Below are 25,768 nucleotides of genomic sequence, written 5' to 3'. Positions count from 1 at the left end.
CGTCGACTCAGCCACTCAGCAGGCTTCCCATTGCTGACGCAGACGTTTGGCAGAGACCGGCAGCTGCGTGCCCAGTTGCTGGGCAAACAGGCTGACCCGATACTCCTCCAGCATCCAGCGGTAGTGTGCCAGCGGTTCAGGCCACTGCCACAGCGGCTTGTCGCCACTCCGGGTGCTCAGCTGTGCCTGCAACACGTCCAGTTCGGCCACCACGGTGCGGTCGCGCCCCAACTGCCCGCCGAGACGGTCAAGCCGGTGGGCCAGCGCACTGATATAACGGGGATACTCGGCTAGCCATTGCGCCGGCACCTGCTGCAGGAAACCGGGAAAGAACAAGCCTGCCAGCTGGGTCTTGATGTCCCGATGGGCATGCGCCCAGGCCAACGGGAAGTGCTTCTCCAGCTTCACGGCAATTGCCCGATACTCCGCCAGCAAGCGCCCCCACTCCGCCAGGCGCTGCTCCGCCACGGCCACGAAATCGCCACGCCCCTGTTGCAGGCACGCCCGAAAGGCGGCCTCGTCACGCACCGAGGCGGCCGCGGGGAAATGATCACGGGCGCAGCGCAGCAAGGCATCGTCCAGCACGCTACGTCCCAGCGCCGACTTCTCCGCTGCCATCTTCTGAAAACCGGCTTGTTGGCCCGCGAAACGCTTGAGCAAACGCACCTGCTCGCCCTGACGCAGCAACAACAGACGCGCCACACCCCAGCCATGCACCCAGGCGGCCTCATCACTGCTCGAGCACAGGATGGCCGCCACCTCACGACCACGGTCCTCGAGCGCTGGCCAGGCCCGCATGACGACCCCGCCACGGTCGCGTTCTTCCACGGCAGGCAACGTATCGAAAACCCAGTCAGTCCCGGATAACGGGTCCGCCCCTTGCTCTGCTCCGACGGCAGCCACAGCGTGTTCAGCAAACCGGGCCTGCAAGGCCACCAGATCTCGCCCCTCCGCCAGTACCCGCTCGCCCTGGATCACGCGGATATGGCATTGCAGGTGCGGTGGCAGCGCTGCCGGCTGCCATTCCTCGATCTCGACGCGCACGCCGGTGATCCGGGCCAGCTCGCGGATCACCACCGGCAGCAGCGGTCCGTCACCCGGCACCAGCACCTCCATCAGCGCCCGCACATAGTCCGGCACCGGGACGAAATGCCGTCGTCGCGCCTTCGGCAGCCCACGAATCAACGCCTCCAGCTTGTCCGGCAACAGACCGGGAACCAGCCATTCCAGACGCTCGGCAGAGACCTGGTTCAGCACCTCCGCCGGCACGCAAACCGTCATGCCATCGCGGCTACCGGTGGGATCAAAGCTGTACTCCAGCGGCAGACGCAGGTCACCGCACAGCAGGTCATCCGGAAATGCATCTGCAGCCATATCCGGCACCCGTACCAGCAGGTCCTCTCTGGTCATGTGCAAGGCCTGGCGTTGCGCCGCATCCGCCTTGCGCCGGTACCAGGTTTCAAGATGCCGCAGCGTGTACAGATCCTTGTCCGGCAGACGGGCGTCATAGAAAGCAACGCAGGTGTCCTCATCAGCCAGCAGATCCCGACGTCGGAGCTTGTGCTCGTAAGCCTCCAGCTCCTCGCGCAACGCGCGATTGGCCGCCACAAAATCAGGTTCGCGGGGCAGCGCCCCGGCCACCAGCCCTTCGCGGATCAGCATCTCCCTGGCCAATACCGGATCATGCGGGCCGTAATGCACCCTGCGACCGGCGACCAGCAGCAAACCGAACAGATTCACCTGCTCTTTGGCCTGCACCGCGCCCTGCTTTTTCGACCAGTAAGGCTCGACATATTTTCGCTTCACCAGGTGTGCACCTTCCTGTTCGATCCACTCGGGTTCGATCTGGGCCACACAGCGGGCAAACAGGCGGCTGGTATCTACCATTTCTGCGGCCATCAGCCAGCGCGCCTTGCTTTTCGACAGGGCCGAGCCGGGCCAGATCACCGGCTTGCGATTGCGCGTGGACAGCCACTCTCCTTCGTCTGTTCTGAACATCACCTGCCCGAGCAGACCGCACAGCAGCGATTGATGAATCGCGGTATAGCTGGCCTCCACGGTATTGCGAGCCCAGCGCATTTCGCGGCACAGCAACAACAGTTGCCGGTGCGTATCACGCCATTCGCGCATGCGCGTCGGCGACAGGAAGGTTTTCTTCAGCAGTTTCTCGTACTGATTGCGGCCCAACTCTTCGCGCTGTATTTCGGCCCAGCGCCAGAGCCGCACGAAAAACAGGAAGTCCGACTGCTTGTCGACAAACGGCTGATGCGCCTGGTCTGCCTGCTGCTGGAGTTCATGGGGGCGCTCACGGGGGTCCTGCACGGCCAGCGCCGAGACAATGATCAGCACTTCCTCCAGCGCGCCATGATCCACGGCTCGCAGCAGCATGCGGCCCAGGCGCGGGTCCAGCGGGAAGCGCGCCAGCTGCCGCCCGACCGTCGTCAGGGTGCGCCCGCTGATCGCGCCCAACTCTTCGAGCAAACGGTAACCATCGCGCACCAGACGGCCATCCGGTGCATCGATAAAGGGAAATTTTTCGACATCGCCAAGACGCAAATCCGCCATCTGCAAAATCACAGCGGCGAGATTCGTGCGGCGGATTTCCGGGTCGGTAAATGCCGGGCGTCCGAGATAATCCGCCTCGCTATACAGGCGATAGCAGATGCCCGGCATCACACGGCCACTGCGCCCCTTGCGCTGGTCGGCGCTGGCGCGGGACACGGGCTCGATGGGCAGGCGCTGCACTTTGGAGTGCACGCTGTAACGGCTGATGCGGGCAGTCCCGGCGTCAATGACATAACGCACACCGGGCACCGTCAGGGAAGTTTCTGCCACGTTCGTGGTCAACACGACCCGACGCCCGCGATGGGCCGTGAATACCTTGTGCTGTTCCTGCTGACTCAGGCGCGCATACAAGGGCAGAAATTCCGTGTCACGGAAATTACAACGGCGAAGATGATGATGCAGTTCGCGAATATCCCGCTCACCGCTGAGAAACACCAGCACATCCCGGGCCGGCGGCACCTGGCCGCGTTCTTCGCGCTCGATGTCACGCAGCACGGCCTCCACATCCTGACGCAGATCCCGTTCGCCCTCTTCAGCACTGTCACGGTATCGCACTTCCACCGGGTAGGTGCGCCCGGACACTTCGATGACCGGAGCCTGCCGGAAGTGCGCGGCAAAACGCTCGTGATCAATGGTCGCGGAGGTGATGATGACCTTGAGATCCGGGCGCTTTGGCAACAGTTGCCGCAGGTAGCCAAGCAGAAAATCGATATTCAGGCTGCGCTCATGCGCTTCGTCGATAATCAGGGTGTCGTACTGATCCAGCGCGCGATCCTGCTGCATTTCTGCCAGCAACATGCCGTCGGTCATCACCTTGATCAGGCTCTGCTCGCTGAGTTGCTCCTGAAAACGCACCTTGACGCCAACCTGCTCGCCGACCCGCGTCTGCAATTCTTCTGCCAGACGGGTTGCCACCGCCCGCGCTGCCAGCCTGCGGGGCTGGGTATGACCGATCATGCCGGCACGCCCGCGCCCCAGTTTCAGGCACAGCTTGGGCAGCTGCGTCGTCTTGCCGGACCCGGTCTCCCCGGCCACAACCACCACCTGATGCGCGCTGATAGCTGCTTCCAGCTGGTCCAGGCACTGCACCACCGGCAGATCCGGCCAGCTCAACACCACCGGAAGCGCCTGGCGACGCGCCAGATGCTCGGCCGACGCGGCGATAGCCGCTGCCAGCTTGCTGGCCTGCCCCGCATCAAAACGCTTCTCCAGCTGTTGCAGGCGACGCTGCAAACGTGGCCGGTCGCGACTCAAGGTCGCGCTTAGTGCACGCTTGAGATGGGGAAGATCCGTCGTCATGCCGGTATTCGACTCACGTGCCTCACTTGCCATCGGGGTAACGCAGCCACAGCTTCGCCGCCTCGTTCAGGGTGTCTCCCTCAAGCGTCAACACGGCTGTATCGGGTTCACCAACACTGAGCAGGACCTCATGCTGTAACAGCTCGTCACCACGGAAGGCATGGATGCGAATACGTTCACCCGGCTGGTACGCCGCCAGTTGTTCATCAAAACGCCGCGCGTCCGTTTTCAGCCCGTCCAGGGCAACAATCACATCACCCGCCGACAAGCCGGCGGCCATGGCTGCGCCCTGATCATGGGCTACCTGGATGCGTGCGCCCATGGGGTCTTCCGCGAGCCGCATGCCCAGATACACAGGCGCCCGGGTTGCCGGCTTGCCACCGGTGTCGGCATGTCCCGCAGGAGAACGCCACTGCAACTGCACCCCTCGCTTTGCCAGCAGATCAGCCAGCGGCAAAGGATCCGTGCTGTAAAGCGCCAGATCAAAGAAGTCGGACATCGGCTGCTGGACCAGCTCTTCCGACAACATGCGAATGCCTTGCTCGGGCAGGCCTACTCCGCGCTGGCCGTAGCGACGCCAGAGCATCCGCATCAGGTCATCCAGCGATTTTTTCTCGCCGGTCATGTCTCGCAGGGTCAGGTCCAGCGCCAGCGCGATCAGTGCGCCCTTGGCGTAATAACTGACGATGGCGTTGGGCGCGTTCTCATCCTGTTTGTAAAACCGGGTCCAGGCATCAAAACTGGATTCGGTCACCGTCTGTTTGTCTGTACCACTGCCCCGCTGCACCCGTGTCAATGTCTGACCCACCAGCTCAAGATAGGCTTGCGGGGTAATCAGTCCCGTGCGCACCAGCGCGAGATCGTCGTAATAACTGGTGATGCCCTCGAACGCCCAGAGCAGCTCGGTATAGACCTCCTGGCTCAGATCAAATGGCGTGAAGGCTTCCGGTTTGATGCGCTTGATATTCCAGGTGTGAAAGTACTCGTGGCTACAAAGCCCGAGATAAGTCCGGTACCCGTCTCTGAGGCTGTCAGGCGCATCGGTGCGTCGCGGCAGATCATTGCGGGCGCACATGAGGCTGGTGGAGTTGCGGTGCTCAAGCCCGCCATATCCATCCCCGGTCACCAGCGTCATGAACATATAGTCCTCCACCGGCGCGGGCTCGCCGAACAGACGGATATGCTCTTCACAGATCGGCTTCAAGTCTCGGCAAAGCCGTGCCATATCGGTCTGATGGCGGCCACTGATGACAACCTGATGGGGCACGCCGCAGGCTTCGAACGTGGCATGCTCGAAACGCCCCATCTCCACCGGGTAATCGATCAGTGCATCATAGTTTTCCGTCACGAAAGTGCCGAACCCCAGCGCCGGGCCGCTGACTCTGGGCATGCCGGTTGCCAGTTGCCATCCGCTGCACTGCGGGTGCTCGGGAGCAATAACCGTCATTTCACAGGGCAGATCCTCGTGCCCTTTCGCCGCAGGAAACACACAGCTGCCGTTAAAATAGCCCCGCTGCAGATCCAGGTAAGCGCCACGTACCGACAGGTCCCGGGCATACACTTCAATGCGCACCATGATCGGGCCCTTGACGGGCGCCAGCTGCCAGGTCTGCTTGTCCAGCTTCGCCCAGGACACCGGAGCATCGGCCGCGCTGGCACGAAAGCTGACTACATGACGCGCAAAATCACGGATCATATAGCTGCCGGGAATCCAGGCCGGCATTGCGAAGGCCTGCCCTTCGGGAGTGGGTTCCGCAACAACTATTTCGATGACAAACAGATGCGCTTCTGGGCGCAGGGGCTGGATACGATACTGAATCACAGGTGCTCCGGTTTACTGCACAGGAAAGCCATAGTATACAGGTCTGCCTGCGTGTTTCAGGAGAACCCATGCCCATCCAGGAGGCACCATGCCAAGTTCTGCATCATTGTCCGCATCAGACCCTGTAGTGAAGCGGGTCACTGCCAAAGACGGGCACGAGATCACCGTGCGCCTCTGGCCCACCGCAGCCGTTCCGTGCGGCGTAATCCACTGGCTGCATGGCATGGCAGAACACAGTGGCCGCTACGCCTCGCTCGCAGCGGCCTTGAATGCCGGGGGGTGGCATGTCTGTGTGCACGATCACAGAGGACACGGTGAAAGCGTCTCTGCAAACTGCCCCCAGGGGCATTTTGCCGATCTCGGTGGCTGGCAAAGCGTGCTGGGAGACATCAGTTGCGTGCAGCACTGGTTGCGTGAGCAATACCCGGCTTTGCCGCATGTACTGGGCGGACACTCCATGGGCAGCTTCACGGCGCTGGCGTGGGCAGAGCAGCATGCCAGCGACCAGGATACGTCCCTTGCCGGGTTGATACTCTGCGGCAGTGATTACAGCCCCGGCTGGTTCTACCGTCTCGCAAGACTGCCCATACTGTTTGAACGCCGCCGAAGAGGGCCTCGCGGCACCAGCCCCCTGATTCGTGGCATGACGTTCGATGCCTGGGCCAGGACGCTGAAGGCGCGACACACGGACTTTGACTGGCTCAGCCGCGACAGCGACGAGGTCAGCGCCTACATCAAGGACCCTGCCTGTGGTTTCGACTGCACCACCCAACTCTGGTGCGATCTGATGGGCGGCCTGATCCGTGCTCATGCACCCGCCAACTTGCGCCGTCTGCCGGCAGCGCTGCCCATACTGCTCATTGCCGGTGACAGCGACCCCATGAGCCGGCACGGCAAGGGCATGCAAGGGTTGTACAAGGCACTGCAGCGAACAGGCAGTGCCGTCATACGGTTCACCGAGTTCCCCGGTGCGCGGCATGAAATCCTGAACGACTACTGTCGCGCAGAAGTACACGCCACCCTGCGCGGATGGCTGGATGATGTCATTGCCGCGCCCGCAAACTGAACCGGCCGGCCAGGCAATGTCAGGCGCGCTCCTGATCCTCCTGAAAAAGCGCATGCCAATACTGCGCCTGGCTTCGGGCCAGCTTTGCCAGCACCAGTGCTCTTCGCACCCCGGCATCGCTGCCGGATGACTGCTCCAGCGCATCGACGATGGCGGCATTGAGCATCTCGAGATACTCCAGCTGCTCGATCGAGAGTGTCAGGGTTTCTCTGAGGCGTGTCTGATAGCAGCCCTGTGGAGAACGGGCCACAAACGGGCTTTCACGAAGAGGTCGACCACTGAAGTGAGCGTAACTGGCACCCGCGCCGCGGGTACTTGCGCAAAGCGCTTGTGGATAGCGTGCTGTGGTTTGCATAAGAACTCCCTGTCCTGGTGCTCCGAACTGACAGGGCTACTATAACGAAACAACTGTCCATATGTACAGCTGTTTGACGTGCCCCGGCACCCGCCAGGACACGTCAGGGGCTCAGCCGAACAGCTTGTCCTTCATATCCTTGATACCCCGGGAGACAGAATCCCAGGTTTCATCCATGTTCTTCTTCAGATCGCCCCATGTGTCATCCGCGCTGTTGCGCAGCTTTTCCAGGCGGCTACTCAGATCCTGGCGCTTCTCCTGCAGATCAAGCTTTCGCTTTTCCCACTGATGTCGCAGGTCCTCGTTGGATTGCCGTGCCTTGATCTCGAGCTTGTCGATTTCCTTGTCCCACTCGTCCAGTTTGGTCTTGAGCTTGTCGATATAATCCTGACGGGCTGACATATAGAACCTCCTGTAAGTGAACGATCCACCGAAAGCTTAGGTATTTAAGCTGACGTCTCAAGCCATCGGCAGTTAAAAGAGGTTAAACCTGTTCTGATTCCGTGGCGCCTTCAGCTGGCTGCGACGCTGTACCTGGCGGGCGATACACACGGCGATCTTGCGAGAGCATGGTCATGAAATTTCGCCCAAGCTGCTCAAAGCGAATCATGTCGGCGAGCATGGCGCTGGCCTCACGCAACAGATGACGGCGCGGCAACAGCCGCTCGAACCCGAATCCGGCCACAAACGCCACCGGCAGCCATTCCGGTCTGGCTATACGCGGATACCATTTACGCCGCGTATCAATCAGGTGAACGTTGAGTACCGTTCTGCGGTCCAGCACTCTCTGCAGCGCCGCCTCGGCCCGGTGTCGGTCCTGAATCTGTTTGATTATCACCTTGCTCCTCCTCGGGCAGCGTCCAGCGCAATGTCGTCAGCGCAAGCATTGCATTACGCGTGCCCCTGAACATCAGATCCTTGCTCAGGCGTCGCGTCCAGATGTAGGCCAACCCGGTCAGCGTCAGCAGAAAAACGACCAGCAACAAACCGGCAATCACAGGGCTCGCGAGGCCTGTCGTGACCAGCATCCAGGCAGCACTGCCACCCAGAAAAATGAATGCGCCTGCCACCAGAAGCCCGCTCATGGCAGCAAGCGCTATCATCACCAGTATTGTGGACAGACTGAGGCGCAGCTCGGCGACAAAAAGCGCCAGCATATCCCGGGCGAGACCGGAAGCGTCTTTCCCCAACTGACGAAAGTCGCTGCCGGTTCCGCTCGGGCCGCGCTCGCCCTGATCATCTCCTGCATCGGGCAGTGCGCCATCCGGCCCTTCCCCGGCTGCGGGTGCCACCGGATCGTTATCTTGTGCGGACCGTGGCCGTTCCGGCTCTCTTTCGGTCTGTACCATTCATACCCCTCGGCCCTTGGGCTTCAGCAGTGACCGACTTCAACGGCGACGAGTCAGTGCCGAGAACAGCGTGCCCGCAGCAAATGCCAGACCCAGTGCCATCAGAGGATTCTCTCTGACATAGCCGGTGACATTGCCCGCCAGCTCCTCGGTACGGCTTCGTGCATACTCTGACCCATGCCGCAGTCGTTCGCTGGCGTGAGCTGCCTCCTGACGCAAGCGCTCTTCTGTCGTTGCTGCGCGAGCTGCCGCTGTGTCGACAGCGCCATGCAAGGACTCGGCCACGCGGTCCGTGGTCTGATGATGAGTTGTATTTCCTTTGGCCATGATGTGTGCCTCCTTATGAAATGATGCGTTCATTCAGTGAATAATCCATTCCGTGATTCGCACTGTCCCGCTACACGTCCATACAAACATACCCCTTCCGCGGACGAAAAGGGATATATCGACAAAGCACCGGTAAAACACTGTAAAGAGGCGGGTATGGAGGCCCTTGCGGAGGCCTCTGTGGAGTCCTCTGTTGGAGAGGCTGACCGCACGCCAGGGCGGCTGCGGCCTGACGGTCAGTCAGCGACTGAGGTAGCGCATGGCATCCTCAAGCCCCTTGATGGTCAGCGGATACATATGGTGGTCCACCAACTGCTTGGTCCATACCGTGGAAGTCGTCATATCCCAGCCACGCTGGGGCTCCGGATTCAACCAGGCAACCTTGTCGAAGGTTTCCACAATACGTTGCACCCAGACCGCACCGGGTTCGTCATTCCAGTGTTCGACGCTGCCGCCCACCGAGTTGATCTCATAAGGGCTCATCGCCGCATCCCCGATGATAATCACACGATAGTCCGAGGCATATTTATGCAGCAGATCCCAGGTCGCGGTCTTTTCATCCCAGCGCCGGCGATTATCCTTCCAGACATATTCATAGATGAAATTATGGAAATAGAAATATTCCATATGCTTGAATTCAGTACGTGCCGCAGAAAAAAGCTCTTCGCAGGTGCGGACATAGGGGTCCATGGAGCCACCCACATCGAAAAACAGCAGCACCTTGACGCGATTCTCTTCTTCCGGCCGCATGCGAATATCGAGCAGCCCCGCATTGCGCGCCGTGGAGCGGATGGTATCGTCCAGGTCCAGTTCTTCTGCGCGGCCAGTGCGGGCGAACTTGCGCAGTCGACGCAAGGCCAGCTTGATATTGCGCACTCCCAGCTCGGCGGAATCATCCAGATTGCGGTATTCCCGCTTTTCCCAGACCTTGACCGCACGTTTGTTGCGGGATTCGCCTGTCAGCCGGATACCTTCCGGGTTGGCACCGTGCCCGCCGTACGGCGAGGTACCACCGGTGCCTACCATCTTGTTACCACCCTGGTGCCGTTTGTGCTGCTCCTCCATGCGCTTGCGAAATTCGTCGAGCAGTTTCTCCAGGCTGCCCATTTTCTGAAGCGCATCAAGCTCCTCAGGAGAGAGGTTCTTCTCCAGTTGCTTGCGCAGCCACTCCTCCGGGATTGCCTTGGAAAACCAGTCGGGATCAATGCTCTCAAGGCCTTTGAAATAGAACTCAAACGCCCGGTCGAAGCGGTCATAGTACTTTTCATCCTTGACCATCACCGCCCGCGACAACATATAGAAATCATCCACGCTGCCAAACGCCAGGTGCTCACCCATGGCGGCATGGAGATCCAGAAGCTCCCTTAGCGTGACCGGGACCCGATACTCACGCAACGTGTCAAAAAACCGGACCAGCACAGCCGTTACCCCTCACGCCGGGACATGAAGGCCAGTCGCTCCAGCAACTGCACGTCAGCCTCGTTCTTCACCAATGCGCCGTACAAGGGCGGAATGGCTTTTCTGGTATCCCGGTTACGCAGTACATCCTCGGGGATGTCATCTGCCAGCAACAACTTCAGCCAGTCGATCAGCTCTGACGTGGAGGGCTTCTTCTTCAGCCCTGGCACCTTGCGCAGATCAAAAAAGATCTCCATCGCTTCCTTGACCAGGCTTTGCTTGATGTCCGGATAATGCACATCAATGATGCGCATCATGGTCGCCGCATCCGGGAAATTGATGTAGTGGAAGAAGCAGCGACGCAGAAAGGCGTCTGGCAGCTCTTTCTCGTTGTTGGACGTGATGATCACGATCGGGCGTCGCACTGCCTTGACCAGCTGCTGGGTCTCGTAAACGTAGAACTCCATGCGGTCGAGTTCCTGCAGCAGGTCGTTCGGGAATTCGATATCGGCCTTGTCGATCTCGTCAATCAGCAGCACAACCTGCTCGTCCGCTGTGAATGCCTCCCACAGCTTGCCCTTCTTGATGTAGTTGCTGACGTCTTCAACACCGCCGGAGCCCAGCTGCGAATCCCGCAAACGGGACACTGCATCGTACTCGTACAGCCCTTGCTGGGCCTTGGTAGTGGACTTGATATTCCAGCTCAACAGCCGCAACCCCAGCGACTCGGCAACCTGTTCGGCCAGCAATGTCTTGCCTGTTCCTGGCTCCCCCTTGATCAGGAGGGGCCGCTGGAGGGCTATCGCGGCGTTTACCGCCATTTTCAGATCGTCGGTGGCGACGTACTGGTCGGTACCCTGAAACTGCATTTGTCTTTCTCCACTACGGACGTTAACGGCAAGTTGCTGCAAGCTGATCTACCCGGCGCACCGGTCTGTAAGTCATTGGCTGCCTGTTGGACAAGGGTACTACTCTAGCAACCCCAGACTCTGTGACAAGGGCAATACGGCCATGAGACTGAGCAGTCAGGTCAACCCGTCTGCGGGGCCTGCCGCCGCCACTGCCGCTCGCGCTGTAGGCCAGCGCTGTGGGACAATCCGCACCATGAACCTGCTGCTGCTGACCCCCGACGACCACCTCCACGATGACCTCTGGCGCATCTCGGATCGGCGTGCGCAACACATCAGGCAGATACGGGTCCTGCAACCCGGCGACTCGCTCATGGCGGGCCTGCTCGACGGCGATACCGGCCCCGCGGCACTGGAGCACGATGACGGCATAGCTATTACCCTCAGATTCACGCCCCGGACCCCGCCACCCCAACCGCTGCCACTGACCCTGGTACTCGGCCTGCCGCGCCCGAAGATGCTCAGACGCATCCTGATTGACGCGACGAGCCTCGGCGTCAAGCGCATCGTTCTGCTCAATAGCTACAAGGTCGATAAAAGTTACTGGCAAACCCCCGAGCTCAAGCAGGAGCAGCTGCGGCAGAAGTTGATACTCGGGCTGGAGCAGGCCGGGGACACCGTGCTCCCTGAATTGATTCTGGCCAGGCGTTTCCGCCCTTTCCTGGAAGATACACTGCCATCGCTGAGCGCAAATAGTCGCTGCCTGATCGGACATCCCGGCGCGCCTCCACTCCTCTCTCAAGCGCCCGGCCATGAACCCGTCACCCTTGCCATTGGACCTGAGGGAGGCTGGACGCCCTATGAGTCAGAAATGTTTCTGCTGGCAGGCTTCACAGGGTTTTCACTGGGGCGTCGATTACTCCGGGTTGAAACGGCTGTTCCAGCATTGATCAGTCGCATCGTCGCCCTGCCCTGAAAGCGCCTCGCGGATGCGAATCGTCGATGTGCGGATTGTAATATTCTATTTTGTTTTCTCCCGCCATATTTACGCTACCGCAGCAATAACCCACACTACTCTCGCATATTGAGATTACTGCCAAACAAATCATTTGCGAAAAAGATGTGCTTCATGGAACGGCGCAGACCTCAGCGAGATACTTTTCACCACCAATGCATTACCAAATGCATACACCGGGCAAACTGAAACCTTGCGTGCGTACGGATAAAATATCAGAGAAGCCGTTCTTAAAAGCAGTCAAATGAGCAACTTCAAGCATTTTTGGGATTTCAGATAACCATCAAGGAGCTGACATGAATTCGCGTCTTCTAGCCATCCTGAGCATACCAGCATTTACCGCTTCCTCTTTCGCTGTTGCCAGTGGCAACATGCCGGACAGTTACGGCTACATCGGTGGTCGCGCCAGCCACAGCTTCTTTTACGAAAACAGAGTCTGGGAACCAAACTCGGACGGGCTCGAAAACAACACCTTCTTCGGTGGTCAGATTGGCTGGCGCTTCAATCCCGCCTGGTCTGTGCAAGCTACTTATGAAGAAGCTGAAGGCAAGCTGGACAGCAAATACAACACCGGTGTTCGGCTGGACAACAACACCTACTACGTCAGCCTCCGGAACCACTTCCACAACACCAGCCTGTTCGGCTTCGAACCCTACGCGGGTATCAACGTCGGTGAGAACCGTCAGAAGCTGCGTAGCGCACCCGGCGACCGCACAGAAGAAGATCTGATGGCGGGTGTCGAGCTGGGGGTTCAACGCGCACTGATTCAGGATCGTCTGGCTCTGGATATTGGCACACGCCACGCTTATAGCCACGACCGTTATTACACCTATGGTCAGGTCTATGCCGGCCTCAACCTGATGCTGGGTGCTCGTACCGCGTCCCAACCCGAGCCGGAGCCGCGCGCCGAGCAACCTGCACCGGCGCCCGCACCACAACCACAAGTGGTACGCCGTCAGGTTGAAGAGACTCACCAGGCCACGTTCGACTTCGACGATGCATCAATCAGCGACAGCAATCGTGCTGATCTGGTCGAAGCGGCACGCTTCCTGCGCGCGCATCCGCAAACCCGCGTCACTCTCGAAGGTCACACCTGTAACATGGGCCCGGAAGAGTACAACCAGCGACTGTCCGAGCGCCGGGCTGAAGCTGCCAAGCGCCTGCTGGTCGACGAAGGCGTTACCGAAAATCGTGTGGAAGTTGTAGGCAAAGGCGAACGTGAGCCGACTGCTGATAACAGCACCCGCGAAGGTCGCGCCGAGAACCGTCGGGTTGAAGCCATCATCACCGGTACGGTAGAAGAACGCAGATAATTCAACTCTCTGCGTAAAAAAAGGCCGGCTCATAATTGAGCCGGCCTTTTTCATGCTTGCTGTCTTGCTTTACATTGCCGGGCTTGTACTTGCCCGGCTTATACGTCACCGGCGATAAGGGTTCCGGCGTGGCTTGCGTGGCGGCTTGTCACCCGAGCGCTGGGTACGTAAACGGGCACGGCCATAAAGCCCCGTATACTGCTTGCCTTTGAGATCCACCTTGCCCGCCAACTCGCCCATCTGCTCAGGAGGCAGATCCATCCAGCGCCCTTGCCGTAACTGCGGGGGCAACGGAATATTGCCGAAACGCACCCGTATCAGACGCGCCACTTCCAGATCCTGGGATTCGAACAGGCGGCGCACTTCCCGGTACTTGCCACCGACCAGCGACACCTTGTACCAATGGTTGGCCCCCTCTTCCGCCCCGCCCGCGTCGCCAATGCTCTTGAAACGCGACATGCCGTCTTCCAGCATGACCCCGTCAAGCATGGCCTTGCGCTTCTCCGGGGTAACCTCGCCATGAATACGCACCGCGTACTCACGCACAAAGCCGTTGGAGGGATGCATCAGGCGATGCGCCAACTCACCGTCAGTAGTGAACAGCAGCAAACCGGATGTATTGATATCCAGCCTGCCCACCTGCACCCAACGCATGCCCTTCAATCGCGGCAGATTGTCAAATACGGTAGGCCGTCCCTCGGGGTCGTTGCGCGAGCACACCTCCCCGGCGGGCTTGTGATACATGATGACCCTGCGCACCATTTCTTCCGGTGCCGGGGTGCGGACGACGTGTCCATCCACGCGAATAACATCCTCTGATTCGGCGCGATCACCAAGCGTGGCAATCTTGCCGTTGACGGAGACCCGACCGGCGCTGATCCAGGTTTCCAGCTCACGCCGCGAACCCAGCCCGGCTCGGGCCAGGACTTTCTGTATTTTCTCACTCATCTCGACTATCGGCTCCAGCGGTAGAGGAATCCTCCGCCGCTTCAATGGCCTCCTGTGGCGACGCAGGCTTCCGCCGATACTGGGCATCAAATTCCGCCAGCACCGCATCCACCTTGTCCATGTCCATCAATGTGGACTCGTCGATCTCCGGTTCATCGGCAGACATTATATCAATACCCACCTGACGCGGGACGTCCTCTTCAGAGCGCTCAACTGCCGCCCCCTCGACGCCATCTGCCTCGGCGTGCTCCGCCGCGACATTCTCCGTACCTGCTGTCTCAGCCGAACCCTGATCATCCAGAGCCAGCTCTTCGTTGAATTTGTCCAGATCCTTGATCTCCGCCAGCGATGGCAGATCCTCAAGGCTCTTGAGGTCAAAATAATCCAGAAACTGCCGCGTCGTAGCGAACATCGCCGGGCGACCCGGCACATCCCGATGCCCGACAACGCGAGCCCAGCCACGCTCCAGCAGCGTTCTGATAATGTGGCTGCTCACTGCCACGCCCCGGATTTCCTCAATCTCGCCCCGGGTGATCGGCTGCCGATAGGCCATCAACGCCAGCGTTTCCAGAATCGCCCGACTGTATCGGGGGGCTTTTTCCTGCCACAGACGACTGACCCAGGGCCCCATTTCCTGGCGCACCTGAAAACGGAAGCCGGAGGCCACTTCCTTCAGCTCGATGCCTCTGTCGGCATAGCTTTCAGTGAGCTCCTCCAGCACCTTGCCCAGCACCGCCTTGTCCGGGCGATCGCCTTCATCAAACAGCATCAACATGGCATCGCGATCCAGCGGCGCATCCGCTGCAAATATGGCGCCTTCGACGATTTTCCTGATCTGCTCCGCTTCCACCTGATTGCCTATCCTTTATCTGTCCGGCGCTTATCTGTCCGGTTCGTCGTCAATGTCATGTTCTTCCAGAATGATCGTCCGTGCCTTGACATGGATCGGGGTAAACGGGCCATTCTGAATCAGCTCGATCAGGGATTCCTTGACCAGCTCAAGCACCGCCAGGAACGTTACGACAACGCCGCCACGCCCCTCCTCCATGGGAAACAACGCCACGAAGGGGACGAATTCACGCCCCTTGAGGCTGTCCAGCACGTTCGCCATGCGCTCACGGGTCGATAATTTCTCCCGCGACACATGGTGACTCTCGAACATGTCCGCGCGATGCAGCACATCACGGAACGCCAGCAACAATTCGCGCAGGTCGAGATCCGGCTCCGGCCGCGGCCGGGAGTACTCGGGACGCCGGGCGGCCGCCGGAAAGATGTCCCGCTCCAGTCGCGGCAATGCGTCGATATCTTCCGCCGCCTTCTTGAAGCGTTCGTACTCCTGCAGGCGGCGAATCAGTTCCGCGCGCGGGTCCTCCGCCTCATCCTCGGCATCAGCCTCAGGACGCGGCAGCAGGCTGCGGGATTTGATCTCGCCCAGCAACGCGGCCATGACCAGATATTCCGCCGCCAGCTCGAAATTCAATGCCTTCATCAGCTCCACGTACTTCATGTACTGGGCTGTGATCTGCGCCACCGGGATATCCAGGATATCCAGGTTCTGGCGCTTGATCAGATAGAGCAGCAGGTCGAGCGGGCCCTCGAACGCCTCCAGAAATACCTCCAGGGCATCCGGGGGAATATAAAGGTCGTCCGGCAATTTGGTGATCGCCTGCCCGTACATCAACCCGAAGGGCATCTCGCTTTGCCTGGGATTGAACGGCGCCGCGTCAGCGCTGGGCGCTTCCGCGTCCGGCAAGGTCGCGACGTCTGTCGTGTCGTCCATCATCGCTCCTGGCTCGTCAACGGTAGTTCAGCCCCATGGCAGCCCGTACCTCATCCAGGGTGGCCCTTGCCGCTTCGCGGGCTTCTTCACACCCTTCCGACACAATAGTACGCACCAGATCGGGGTTACGCATATGTTCCTCTGCCCGGCGACGGATCGGCTCCAGCTCCGCCTGCACGGCATCAATCACCGGCTTCTTGCAATCCAGGCAGCCAATACCCGCTGTCGTGCAGCCCTCCTGCACCCAGGCACAGGTGGCATCGTCCGAGTACACCTTGTGGAACTCCCACACCGGGCATTTCTCCGGGGTGCCGGGATCGTTGCGGCGCACCCGGGCGGGGTCCGTCGGCATCCGGCGAATCTTCTGGTCCACCTCATCCGGCTCTTCACGCAGGCCGATGAAGTTGCCATAGGATTTGGACATTTTCTGACCATCCAGCCCCGGCATTCTGGACGCAGGGGTCAACAACGCCTGCGGCTCGGGCAGAATCACCTTGCCACCGCCCTCAAGGTCACCAAGCAGACGCTCACGGTCACCCAGGGTGATATTCTGCTGATCCATCACCAGCGCCTGCGCGGTTTCCAGGGCGTTGTCATCGCCCTGCTCCTGATACTTGCGGCGATTATCCAGATAGATCCGCGACTGTTTCTTGCCCATCTTGCGGATTGCGGCTTCCACCGCCTCCTCGAAGCCGGGCTCGCGACCGTAAAGATGATTGAACCGGCGCGCCACCTCGCGGGTGATCTCTACATGCGCCACCTGATCCGCGCCCACCGGCACCATGCCGGCCCGGTACATCAGAATGTCTGCGGACTGCAGCAGCGGGTATCCCAGGAAACCATAGGTTGCCAGATCTTTCTCTTTCAGCTTTTCCTGCTGGTCCTTGTAGGTCGGCACCCGTTCCAGCCAGCCCAGCGGCGTCATCATGGAGAGCAAGAGATGCAGCTCGGCATGCTCTGGCACCCGCGACTGAATGAACAGCGTGGAAGAACCCGGATTGACGCCGGCCGCCAGCCAGTCCACGACCATGTCCCAGACCGCCTGTTCAATCTTCTGCGGGTGCTCGTATTCGGTGGTCAGTGCATGCCAGTCAGCCACGAAGAAGAAACATTCGTACTCGTGCTGGAGACGCACCCAGTTTTTCAGCACACCGTGATAATGCCCCAGATGAAGACGTCCAGTAGGCCGCATGCCGGACAAGACGCGCTGGGATGAGACCGCAGAACTCAAAACAGACTCCTGAAAACCACTTGATAGAAGTGCGGCAGTATACCGGCTCCCGGGACATCTGATCCACGAATACCGAACCCGCCATGGCAGGGAATGCAAAAAACAACAGGATACGACAAGGCTGTCCGGATCAGTGGCGCGCCAGGCCGCTGGCCAGGCTGTTCGTCAGGCTGTTCGTCAAAATATGCCGTCCAGGCTACCGGCCCCCTCACGCACCACTTCAGGCCCGTCACCCTCGGCCAGCGAAATGACCGTCGTCTCGGTCAGGCCACAGAAGCCGCCGTCGATAATCAGGTCCACCTGGCCGTCAAGAATGTTGCGGACATCCACAGGATCTGTCAGCGGAAACTCATCCCCTGGCAGCAGCAGTGTCGACGTCATGATCGGTTCGCCATGCTCCGCCAGCAGCCCCTGGCAGATGGCGTGGTCCGGTACCCGTATACCAATGTTGCGCTTTTTCGGGTGCATCAGGCGCCGCGGCACCTCGCTGGTGCCTTTCAGTATCCAGGTGTAGGGCCCCGGGGTATGCGCCCGCAGCAGACGATAATCCGGATTGGCCACCTTGGCGTACAGCGCCAGCACCGACAGATCTGCACACAACAGCGAAAACTGATGCTTGTCATCCAGTCGGCGCAGACGAATCAGCCGTTCCAGCGCACCTTTCTCACCGATACTGCAGCCCAGGGCGTAGGTCGTATCCGTGGGATAGGCAATGAGGCCGCCGCTGCGCAGCACATCCACCGCCTGTCTCAACAGGCGGGGCTGCGGCGTTTCCGGGTGAATATGGAGTACCAGCGTCATGACATATCCTGCTCTGGGCTCAGGCCGCTACTGCAGCGTGGGGGCCAAACAACTCACTGACGGCCCGCGCGCCTTCCGGCAGCGCCGGCAGCCGCCCCAGCGTCAGCCACTTCTGCGCCGGAGTATGGAAATCGGAGCCACCGGACGCATGCAGCGGGAAATCGCGCAAACACTCGCCCAACAGCGCTTTCTGCGCCTCGTTCAGACGCGGCATGGCCACTTCAATCGCCTGACCACCGTCCTCACAGAAGTCTGCCAGCAGCTGGCGCAGCTTGCGGCGCGTCATGCCGTAACGAACCGGATGCGCCACCACCGGCACGCCGCCTGCCTCTCGCACGGCTGCCACCGCATCACTCAGCGTCGCCCAGGGCGTACTGACATACGCCGATTGCCCTGCCTTGAGGTAGCGATTGAAAGCATGTTGCTCATCACGCACCTTGCCGGCCGCCACCAACATGCGTGCAAACCAGGGGCGGCCCGGGGCGTCGGTGCCGGCCAGGTCAGCAGCGAGACCATAGCTGTTGGCCAGCCCTGCCGCCTTGTCCAGGCGCTTGCCGATCAATTCGGCACGGTTTACCCGGGCATGCTGCTGCGCGGCAACCAGCGTCTGCAACGCCGGCGCGCTGGTGTCCATGCCCAGCCCGACCAGGTGTATCTCACGCTTCGACCAGATCACCGAGAGCTCAATGCCCGACACCAGTTCCAGCCCATGCTCCGCAGCAGCCCGCGCCGCTTCCGGCAGCCCTGCCAGGGTATCGTGGTCGGTAATGGCCAACTGCTGCACGCCTGCCTCGGCCGCCGCGCGCACCAGCTCCGACGGCGACAGAACGCCGTCCGAGGCGGTGCTATGGCAATGAAAATCGTAGATCTCAGGCAAGTGGCATCCCGTCATGACGTGGCTAATTGGGCGCAGAGTAGCCCACTACCGCCCTTTTTTGCCAGCAAAAGCCCGCCGCCGCCCGAATAGCACGCACAGCGGTGGCTGAGGCCGCCACCCGCACCTATACTAGAGCCCCTCAACGTCAGGCCCCTGCATCGCACCCGGGGCGGCCGACAGGCAAAACGCGCCTCTGGCATCCTGCTCGAGCGGACTGCCGGCCCTGACGTCTCTTGCTGACTGGAGCAGGCATGAAGAAGTTGTTCGACTACTTGCCCGTGGTGGTGTTTTTTGCCCTCTACTTCCTTAGCGGGCGGGATATCTACCTGGCAACCTGGGGCATTCTCATTGCCTGCCTGATACAGGTCAGTGCTGGCTGGCTGATCTGGCGCAAAGTCGAGCGCATGCACCTGCTGGTCTTTGTCGTCACCGTGATTTTCGGCGGCCTGACCTTGCTGCTGCGTGACGACATGTTCATCAAATGGCGGCCCACCGTCATTTACGGTCTGCTGGCTGCGGTATTGCTGATTGGCCAGTTCCTGCGCGAGCGCATCCTGCTGCAACGTATGTGTGAAGCGATGATGATCAGCGGGCTGGGCTATATCGTTCCCCTCGCCAGGCGACAGTGGACCCTGCTGAATGCCGCATTCGTGCTCTACTTTGCCTTTCTCGGCGCCTTGAACATCTATGTCGCCTACCAGTTCAGCACCGATTTCTGGGTAAACTTCAAGCTCATCGGCTTCACGGCCCTGAACTTTGTCTTCTATATCAGCCTGTTCGGCTATGTGTATTCCATCCTGCCCGAGGAAGAGCGAGCTCGCCTGTTCAAGGACAGGGATGCACCCGCAGCGCCCGACAGCCCCGAGAATATCCCGGCCGCGTCAGGTGACGCCACGACCGGCAACATCGCGCCGTCAGCCAGCCAGGAAGACAGTAAGAGCGGCCCTCAGAACGACCCTCAAAACGACAAGGAGTCCCATGTTTTACGCGATCATCAGTGAAGACAAGCCAGATACTCTGGCCCAACGCCTGCAGGCACGACCAGACCATCTGGCCCGCCTTGAGGCACTGCGGGATGCCGGGCGCCTGCTGCTGGCGGGGCCACACCCCGCCATCGACAGCGAGGACCCGGGCGAGGCAGGCTTCACCGGGTCGCTGGTGGTCGCAGAGTTCGAATCTCTGGAGGCTGCGCAACGCTGGGCCGATGCAGACCCCTACCTCACCAGCGGTGTTTACCAGCGCGTCACGGTAAAACCATTTCGTAAAGTTCTCCCCTGATGTGATGTGCGTCACAAACGGTCAGAACCGCTTTTTTCTACACTGCGCGCCGGATACGCCATCACGGTCGACCCGCCCCACCCTGTATCAATGGAGAGAATGATTCGATGCGTCACTGCCTTGCCCTTTGTCTGGTTATTATCCTGAGTTTCGGCCTGAGTCTGCCCCAGGCCGCCCACGCCCAGACCGGCTGGATCGGCGATACCCTGTTCGTTCCGGTGCGTGCCGGGGCAGGTAACAACTATCGCATCGTGCACCGGGGCCTGCGCACCGGCACCCGGGTCGAGATTCTGGCATGGGAACAGGGTGCCGACTGGGCCAGCATCCGCACTGGCGATACTGAAGGCTGGGTGGAAACGCAATACCTGAGCCGCAGCCCCATCGCCCAGGTGCGCCTGGAGCAGGCGCAGCAGTCAGTGACGCGCCTGGAGCAACAACTGGCCAATGCCCGCAGCGAACTTGCAGAAGTGACCGCCGAACGGGATCAGTTGGCGGGCCGCACCCGGGAGCTGGACCAGAATCTGAGTCAGCGTGGCGAAGAGCTGGAAAAATTGCAGGAAGTTGCCGCCGACCCGATGCGACTCGACCGGGCCAACCGGCAACTGAATGAGGAACTGAGCCTGCTGCGCACCGAACTGGATCAGGTCCGTGCCGAGAATACCCAGTTGCGTAACGACAAGACGTTCCGGGGCTGGATGTTTGCCTTGCTGACGGTGTTCGGCGGCATGCTGCTGGGCTGGTACTTCAAATCACGGAGCAGCCGTCAGCGCACCAGCTGGGTATAACGCCACGTCAGAGGCCGCATCAGAGAATGCCGAACTGGGTTTCGATCCGCAGCACTACCCCGGTAGTGGTGCGGTATCGACTCTCCCGAGGCCAGAGCAAATAAGGTTCAATCTCGTAGAAGAACCACGGGCGCCAGGTATTGCGCCGGTAGGTCACCCCGCTACGGTAATTCTCCACTCTTGTTTCCGGGCGGGTATAGCCCTCAACGCTGACCAGATAACGCAGAGCCGAGCGTTTCGTCAGCTCTATCCCGAGCGCCCCGCTCTGCTGCCAGAACCAGTGCCGCCCCTCGTCAACAAGCTCGTTGCTGACTTCCGCATAGCTGGTAAGCCGAAACAATCTGTGCCGCCCCACAGGACGATCAAAATCCAGCACTGAACGAGATCTGAAGCCCCGCGTGTCGCGCCAGTCTATGGTTTCAGTAAACCGCGATGACCAGTTCTCCGACAGCGGATGATTGACCCGATAGCGTGTCCGCCAGAACGTCTTGAAGTTGGAACGCAGGCCGATATCCATATCCAGATCGGAATTCTCTGCGGCAGACAACACCCAGTTCAGCCCGGCGCGAAATGCATTATCATCGCTCTGCCCGGTGGTTTCCGGCGCGCCCGGCAGACCCGCATTGTCATCCTCGAAATCCCGCTCACTGGAAAACACCAGACTCAAGCGGCGCTCGACACCCGGCAGATGAGCCCGCACCCGGAACCGCACATCACTACTGTGGTCGCCATCTTCCTGCAGCAGCTGCGCGCCTACGATACGAACCGAAGTGCCGACACTCTCCCGGTCCTGATCGTCCGCATCACCGAATACGCCATCGAACCACCGCGTCGGCCAGCAAAACCCGCGGGAAAAACTGTAATGGGTGCGATCCACCCAACGCATGCCTTCGGTAGACCAGGGCTCACAATCATCCGGCACCCGATAGGCCTGCCCACTCTTCTCATCAATGTCCAGGACAATGCTGCCGTCAGCCTCTCTGTGCCAGCCCTCCGGATCTTGCAACGGTGCATCGGCGTCGGCCGATTCGTCGTCCGGCTCTTCATCCGCCCAGTCCGGCCCCCAGTAAGCAGGCCGTTCATCCTGAGCCTCCGGTGAGGCGTTGTCCGTCGAGGATGTGTTATCAGAGGCCGCCGCGGTCTGCGCGACCAGAAACGACGTCGCGCATAGCATGACCAGGGCCATCAGAACGCTCGTTGGCAAACGAGCGCTTCCTGAACGCAATAACCCCCCTGATACTGCTGTTCCCGACGAATCCGACACGACTGCTTACCCGCACCTGTTTTTGCGAGCATAGCCGCGCTACCGCAGAGGGGCCAGCGTGCGATTGCAAAATCTGCGGACTTTCACAGGATGGCACCGCCCTTGCGCAAGGCGGCAATGTCCTCCTCACTGAAGCCCTGTTCCGCGAGCACTTCTGCCGTGTGGGCGCCAAGCGCCGCACCCGTAAACCGGTAACCCGGCTGTGTTGCCGAGAATTTGAACGGTGACGCGACCTGACGCTGTGCCGCCCCGCCACTTGCGGGGACGTCTACCAGCATCTTGCGCGCCTGTAGCTGGGGATGCTCACAGGCCTCCGACAGACTCAGCACCGGCTCAACGCACGCATCAATGCTGGCGAAAATGGCCAGCCACTCGTCGTAGTCCTTCTCTTTCAGTGCCGCAGCAATCTCGCCCTTCACCTCGGCAACGATGTCCGGCGCCATGGCCAGCCCGCGCCCGGCCAGCTGAGGCCGCCCGATGGCCTGGCAGAATTGCATGAAGAACTGCGGCTCGATACCCGCCACCGAAAACCAGCGGCCGTCCCGGGTTTCATAGCAGTCATAGAAAGACCCGCCATTGAGCTGGGTCCGCTCCAGTGCCGGATCTTCACCCGCCAGCAGCGCCGCCGGTGCCGTCAGCGCGTGCAGGCTGAATGCCGCATCCGTCATGGAGATGTCGATATGCTGCCCCTCACCGGTCTGCTGACGATGGATCACCGCCGCAAGAATGCCCATCACTGCGTGGCATGAACCGCCCGCCACATCTGCCGTCTGGAATGCCATGGGCGCTGGCCCGGACGCCCGCCGACCGTTGTAGGCTGCCATACCGGCCACCGCCAGATAATTGAGGTCATGGCCGGCCCGATCCCGGTACGGGCCGTCCTGCCCGTACCCGGTGATGGAGCAGTAGATAAGCCCGGGGTTGATCGCCCGCAGGTCTTCATACCCCACACCGAGGCGAGCCATGACGCCAGGCCGGAACTGTTCGACGACGATGTCGTAATCCTTCACCAGCTGCTTGATCACCGCCACGCCTTCCGGCTTCTTGAGATCGACCCCCAGGGAACGCTTGGATCGGTTCAAATAGCCATGCACCGCTGAAATGCCCTGATCCATGGGCGGCAGCATGCGCACCATATCCGGCCGGGTGGGCGACTCCACCCGCAGCACATCCGCCCCCAGATCGGCCAGAATCAGCGTTCCAAACGGCCCCGGCAACAGGGCACTGAAATCAAGTACTTTGAGAGAGGAAAGTGGACCCGCCATAAATAACGCCTCACCAGATCAGATCAGACACCCCGGAGGGAGCATCGCAAGCCGCCGAGCATAGAAAGGACCGGGCCGGTGGCCAATGACGCAGCAGCTCAAAATCCCTGACCGGAAACACCAGCGCCTACGCTGTTGACCCGGGCAGTGACCATCGCACCGGGCATCGGCACCGGGCAATGGTCGCCAGCGGCGGGCTTTTCCGATAGCATGGCGCCTCTCTGAATTACTATACAAGTGTATGAATATCATCCATCACATTCGCGCAGCACTGGCCCTGACCCTGATCGCACTGAACACCTTCATTCTGTGCGTCCCCCTTTACCTGCTCACGCTGGTCAAACTGGCCATGCGCGGCGAACAGGCTCAGATACGCCTGTCCCGGGCACTGGTGCACATCGCCGAATTCTGGATGTCGGTGAACAACGCCATCATCAGCCTGATCAGCCGCCCTCGCTGGCACATCGAGGGCCTTGAATCGCTCCGCTACGACGAATGGTATCTGGCCACCAGTAACCACCAGTCCTGGGCCGACATTCTGATCATGCAGAAAGTGTTCAACCGCAAGGTGCCGATGCTGAAATTCTTCCTCAAACAGGAACTGTTGAAGGTGCCGGTTCTGGGGCATGCCTGGTGGGCACTGGATTTCCCCTTCATGAAGCGGCATACCCGGGAAGAGATCGAGCGCAACCCCGCGCTCAAGGGCAAGGATCTGGAAACCACACGCAAGGCCTGTGAGAAGTTCGCCTATTTCCCTACATCGGTCATGAACTTCTTCGAAGGCACCCGCTTTACCCAGGCCAAGCATGATCAGCAGCAGTCGCCGTACAAATACCTGCTCAAGCCCAAGGCCGGCGGCACCGCCTTCACCCTGGGCGCCATGGGCGGCAAGTTGCAAAAGCTGCTGGATGTCACGATCATTTATCCCAAAGATGCACCCCGCTCACTCAATGCCTTCCTGGGCGGTGCGATACGGGACGTGCAGGTCGTGGTGCGTGAGCGGGACATCCCCGCCTGGACCGCACAGGGGGACTACGAAAATGATCCTGCATTCCGCGCCCGATTCCAGCAATGGATAAGCGAACTCTGGGCAGAAAAAGACGCGCTGTTACAGGCCCGCATGGATTAGGCCCGCATGGATTCCTGACGCTATGCTGCGTCGGCGCCATGCTGTCCTGCGTGGTGCCGGCGCCGGCCCATGGCAACGGCCTTTACCGCTGGCAAGATACGGAGGGTCGCTGGCACTTCTCTGACCGCGCACCCGCCCAACAAAACGCCGAAGACGTCGCAGCCCGTTATCAGCAACCGGATGCCCCGGATATCCGTATCGAAACACGGGATTATGTACTCCCCACACGCCTGCAACAGCGTCTTGAAGTGACCGTCACCCGGGTTTTCAGCATTTATCGACACACCCTGGCCGTCAACATGCCCACCGACATGCCCTTCGAGATCATGCTGTACGGCGATGCCAACGCATTTCGTCAGTACCAACGTCAGGTCGCCCCGCGTCTGGAGAACCCTGCCGGCTTCTTCAACGGCATGAATGGTCGTATCACGGCCCTGGCACTCGACGACCATGATGCCTTGCTACGCCTGATTACCCACGAATGCTCCCATGCCATTGCCGCCCGACAGGCCGGCTATATGCCGATCTGGCTCAATGAGGGTCTGGCGGAATACTTCTCACAGCTACAGATCTACGGGCTGACCGCCGAAATACCTGTGGCAGCGCACTGGTTGCAGCAATTGAGAGGCGCGCCGCCCGCACCCGGCGTCCTGCGTCATAATGTCGACGCCAGGCACGAGGTCTGGCAGGCGCAAGCAGCGCGGGGCGGCAACTACGCCATCAGCTGGTCACTGGTCTGGTTTCTGATGGACACGGCCGAGGGCCGTCAGCTCCTGCGGGATCTGCTGGCACGGGTAGCCAACGACCCACGGCCGCTGACAGACAGCAGCGCCTTTATCGACGATCACTGGCCGGGCGGTTTCGCCGCACTGGAGTTGGCCTGGCAACAATGGCTGCCCCGGGCCTCAGGGCGCCATCGCTATTGATCTCCTGCATAAACGGATGCTGGCACATCCCGCGTCAATAGTTATCATGGGTCCCTTGCAGGTTTCAGCGCCGCTTTCAGCACATCAGCAATCTTTTCGGCAGCCCGTGTTGCTGCCGGGACACAGG

The 25,768-nt window shown here is 60.4% G+C and carries 25 protein-coding genes; 8 read left to right on the top strand and 17 right to left on the bottom strand.

All coding sequences use genetic code 11. The features are described 5' to 3' along the window. Positions 1-15 precede the first annotated feature (15 nt). Both hrpA and K8B33_RS16170 read right to left on the bottom strand, forming a co-directional pair. A complete protein-coding gene (gene hrpA / locus K8B33_RS00735) occupies positions 16-3,864 on the bottom strand; it encodes an ATP-dependent RNA helicase HrpA (protein WP_223422186.1) in 3,849 nt (1,282 codons plus the stop codon). A gap of 22 nt (positions 3,865-3,886) precedes the next feature. Continuing rightward, positions 3,887-5,686, bottom strand: a complete 1,800-nt coding sequence (locus tag K8B33_RS16170) for a M61 family metallopeptidase (protein ID WP_223422183.1) — start codon at positions 5,684-5,686, stop codon at positions 3,887-3,889. A gap of 88 nt (positions 5,687-5,774) precedes the next feature. On the opposite strand from K8B33_RS16170, the gene K8B33_RS00725 reads away from it, so the two are divergent. Then, positions 5,775-6,752 (top strand): alpha/beta fold hydrolase, encoded by a 978-nt coding sequence (locus K8B33_RS00725; protein ID WP_223422181.1) that lies wholly within the window; start codon positions 5,775-5,777, stop codon positions 6,750-6,752. Between the two features lie 19 nt (positions 6,753-6,771). Here K8B33_RS00725 and K8B33_RS00720 read toward each other — a convergent pair whose 3' ends face one another. The 7 genes from K8B33_RS00720 to K8B33_RS00690 all read right to left on the bottom strand — a co-directional run bounded on the left by K8B33_RS00720 (position 6,772) and on the right by K8B33_RS00690 (position 11,050). Continuing rightward, positions 6,772-7,107, bottom strand: a complete 336-nt coding sequence (locus tag K8B33_RS00720) for a hypothetical protein (RefSeq protein WP_223422179.1) — start codon at positions 7,105-7,107, stop codon at positions 6,772-6,774. A 111-nt stretch (positions 7,108-7,218) separates the two neighbouring features. Next, positions 7,219-7,509 (bottom strand): sll1863 family stress response protein, encoded by a 291-nt coding sequence (locus K8B33_RS00715; protein ID WP_223422177.1) that lies wholly within the window; start codon positions 7,507-7,509, stop codon positions 7,219-7,221. Between the two features lie 82 nt (positions 7,510-7,591). After that, positions 7,592-7,891: a hypothetical protein gene (locus tag K8B33_RS00710; RefSeq protein ID WP_223422175.1), complete on the bottom strand. Its 300-nt coding sequence runs from the start codon at positions 7,889-7,891 to the stop codon at positions 7,592-7,594. Next, positions 7,851-8,456: a phage holin family protein gene (locus tag K8B33_RS00705; RefSeq protein WP_223422173.1), complete on the bottom strand. Its 606-nt coding sequence runs from the start codon at positions 8,454-8,456 to the stop codon at positions 7,851-7,853. The genes K8B33_RS00710 and K8B33_RS00705 overlap by 41 nt, the downstream gene beginning before the upstream one ends. Positions 8,457-8,495: 39 nt before the next feature. Next, a complete protein-coding gene (locus tag K8B33_RS00700; protein ID WP_223422171.1) occupies positions 8,496-8,783 on the bottom strand; it encodes a DUF883 family protein in 288 nt (95 codons plus the stop codon). A 240-nt stretch (positions 8,784-9,023) separates the two neighbouring features. Continuing rightward, entirely contained in the window at positions 9,024-10,202 is a 1,179-nt protein-coding gene (locus tag K8B33_RS00695) for a vWA domain-containing protein (protein WP_223422169.1), read from the bottom strand. 5 nt (positions 10,203-10,207) lie between these two features. Further along, positions 10,208-11,050 (bottom strand): AAA family ATPase, encoded by an 843-nt coding sequence (locus K8B33_RS00690; RefSeq protein WP_223422167.1) that lies wholly within the window; start codon positions 11,048-11,050, stop codon positions 10,208-10,210. 235 nt (positions 11,051-11,285) lie between these two features. Between K8B33_RS00690 and K8B33_RS00685 the strand changes: the two genes are divergently transcribed. Together K8B33_RS00685 and K8B33_RS00680 are read left to right on the top strand one after the other, a co-directional pair. Beyond that, positions 11,286-12,005, top strand: a complete 720-nt coding sequence (locus tag K8B33_RS00685) for a 16S rRNA (uracil(1498)-N(3))-methyltransferase (RefSeq protein ID WP_223422164.1) — start codon at positions 11,286-11,288, stop codon at positions 12,003-12,005. Between the two features lie 335 nt (positions 12,006-12,340). Further along, positions 12,341-13,357, top strand: a complete 1,017-nt coding sequence (locus K8B33_RS00680) for an OmpA family protein (RefSeq protein WP_223422162.1) — start codon at positions 12,341-12,343, stop codon at positions 13,355-13,357. Between the two features lie 105 nt (positions 13,358-13,462). Here the strand turns inward: K8B33_RS00680 and rluB are convergent, their stop codons facing one another. The 6 genes from rluB to K8B33_RS00650 form a co-directional block, all read right to left on the bottom strand. Beyond that, entirely contained in the window at positions 13,463-14,305 is an 843-nt protein-coding gene (gene rluB, locus K8B33_RS00675; protein WP_223422161.1) for a 23S rRNA pseudouridine(2605) synthase RluB, read from the bottom strand. Further along, on the bottom strand, positions 14,298-15,155 hold the full coding sequence (gene scpB, locus K8B33_RS00670; RefSeq protein WP_223422159.1) for an SMC-Scp complex subunit ScpB: 858 nt from the start codon (positions 15,153-15,155) through the stop codon (positions 14,298-14,300). Before scpB ends, rluB begins: the two co-directional genes overlap by 8 nt. 30 nt (positions 15,156-15,185) lie before the next feature. Then, a complete protein-coding gene (locus K8B33_RS00665) occupies positions 15,186-16,085 on the bottom strand; it encodes a segregation and condensation protein A (RefSeq protein ID WP_396020952.1) in 900 nt (299 codons plus the stop codon). A gap of 16 nt (positions 16,086-16,101) precedes the next feature. Beyond that, positions 16,102-17,316 carry a tryptophan--tRNA ligase gene (locus K8B33_RS00660; RefSeq protein WP_223422157.1) on the bottom strand — a complete coding sequence of 405 codons (1,215 nt, stop codon included), beginning with the start codon at positions 17,314-17,316 and terminating at the stop codon, positions 16,102-16,104. Positions 17,317-17,493: 177 nt separating this feature from the next. Continuing rightward, positions 17,494-18,117, bottom strand: coding sequence for an L-threonylcarbamoyladenylate synthase (locus K8B33_RS00655; protein ID WP_223422155.1), 624 nt, complete (start codon positions 18,115-18,117; stop codon positions 17,494-17,496). Positions 18,118-18,136: 19 nt separating this feature from the next. After that, positions 18,137-18,994 carry a PHP domain-containing protein gene (locus tag K8B33_RS00650; RefSeq protein ID WP_223422153.1) on the bottom strand — a complete coding sequence of 286 codons (858 nt, stop codon included), beginning with the start codon at positions 18,992-18,994 and terminating at the stop codon, positions 18,137-18,139. 251 nt (positions 18,995-19,245) lie between these two features. Here K8B33_RS00650 and K8B33_RS00645 point away from each other — a divergent pair, with 251 nt between their 5' ends. The 3 genes from K8B33_RS00645 to K8B33_RS00635 all read left to right on the top strand — a co-directional run bounded on the left by K8B33_RS00645 (position 19,246) and on the right by K8B33_RS00635 (position 21,057). Next, on the top strand, positions 19,246-19,995 hold the full coding sequence (locus K8B33_RS00645; RefSeq protein WP_223422151.1) for an inner membrane-spanning protein YciB: 750 nt from the start codon (positions 19,246-19,248) through the stop codon (positions 19,993-19,995). Next, positions 19,973-20,272, top strand: a complete 300-nt coding sequence (locus K8B33_RS00640) for a YciI family protein (RefSeq protein ID WP_223422148.1) — start codon at positions 19,973-19,975, stop codon at positions 20,270-20,272. Before K8B33_RS00645 ends, K8B33_RS00640 begins: the two co-directional genes overlap by 23 nt. A 107-nt stretch (positions 20,273-20,379) precedes the next feature. Next, the gene (locus K8B33_RS00635; protein WP_223422146.1) at positions 20,380-21,057 is read left to right on the top strand and encodes a TIGR04211 family SH3 domain-containing protein; all 678 of its coding nucleotides are present in this window, start codon (positions 20,380-20,382) and stop codon (positions 21,055-21,057) included. 19 nt (positions 21,058-21,076) lie between these two features. Here K8B33_RS00635 and K8B33_RS00630 read toward each other — a convergent pair whose 3' ends face one another. Together K8B33_RS00630 and K8B33_RS00625 are read right to left on the bottom strand one after the other, a co-directional pair. Beyond that, the gene (locus tag K8B33_RS00630) at positions 21,077-22,243 is read right to left on the bottom strand and encodes a hypothetical protein (protein WP_223422144.1); all 1,167 of its coding nucleotides are present in this window, start codon (positions 22,241-22,243) and stop codon (positions 21,077-21,079) included. A gap of 161 nt (positions 22,244-22,404) precedes the next feature. Beyond that, positions 22,405-23,586, bottom strand: a complete 1,182-nt coding sequence (locus tag K8B33_RS00625; RefSeq protein WP_223422142.1) for a CaiB/BaiF CoA transferase family protein — start codon at positions 23,584-23,586, stop codon at positions 22,405-22,407. Between the two features lie 241 nt (positions 23,587-23,827). Between K8B33_RS00625 and K8B33_RS00620 the strand changes: the two genes are divergently transcribed. Then, on the top strand, positions 23,828-24,715 hold the full coding sequence (locus K8B33_RS00620; RefSeq protein WP_223422139.1) for an acyltransferase: 888 nt from the start codon (positions 23,828-23,830) through the stop codon (positions 24,713-24,715). A gap of 38 nt (positions 24,716-24,753) precedes the next feature. Next, positions 24,754-25,641, top strand: coding sequence for a DUF4124 domain-containing protein (locus tag K8B33_RS00615; RefSeq protein ID WP_223422136.1), 888 nt, complete (start codon positions 24,754-24,756; stop codon positions 25,639-25,641). Positions 25,642-25,768 lie beyond the last annotated feature (127 nt).

It is taken from the genome of Alcanivorax limicola (assembly GCF_019931215.1).
In the GTDB taxonomy this organism is placed as follows: domain Bacteria; phylum Pseudomonadota; class Gammaproteobacteria; order Pseudomonadales; family Alcanivoracaceae; genus Isoalcanivorax; species Isoalcanivorax limicola.
This window is presented reverse-complemented; position numbering and strand designations above follow the sequence as displayed.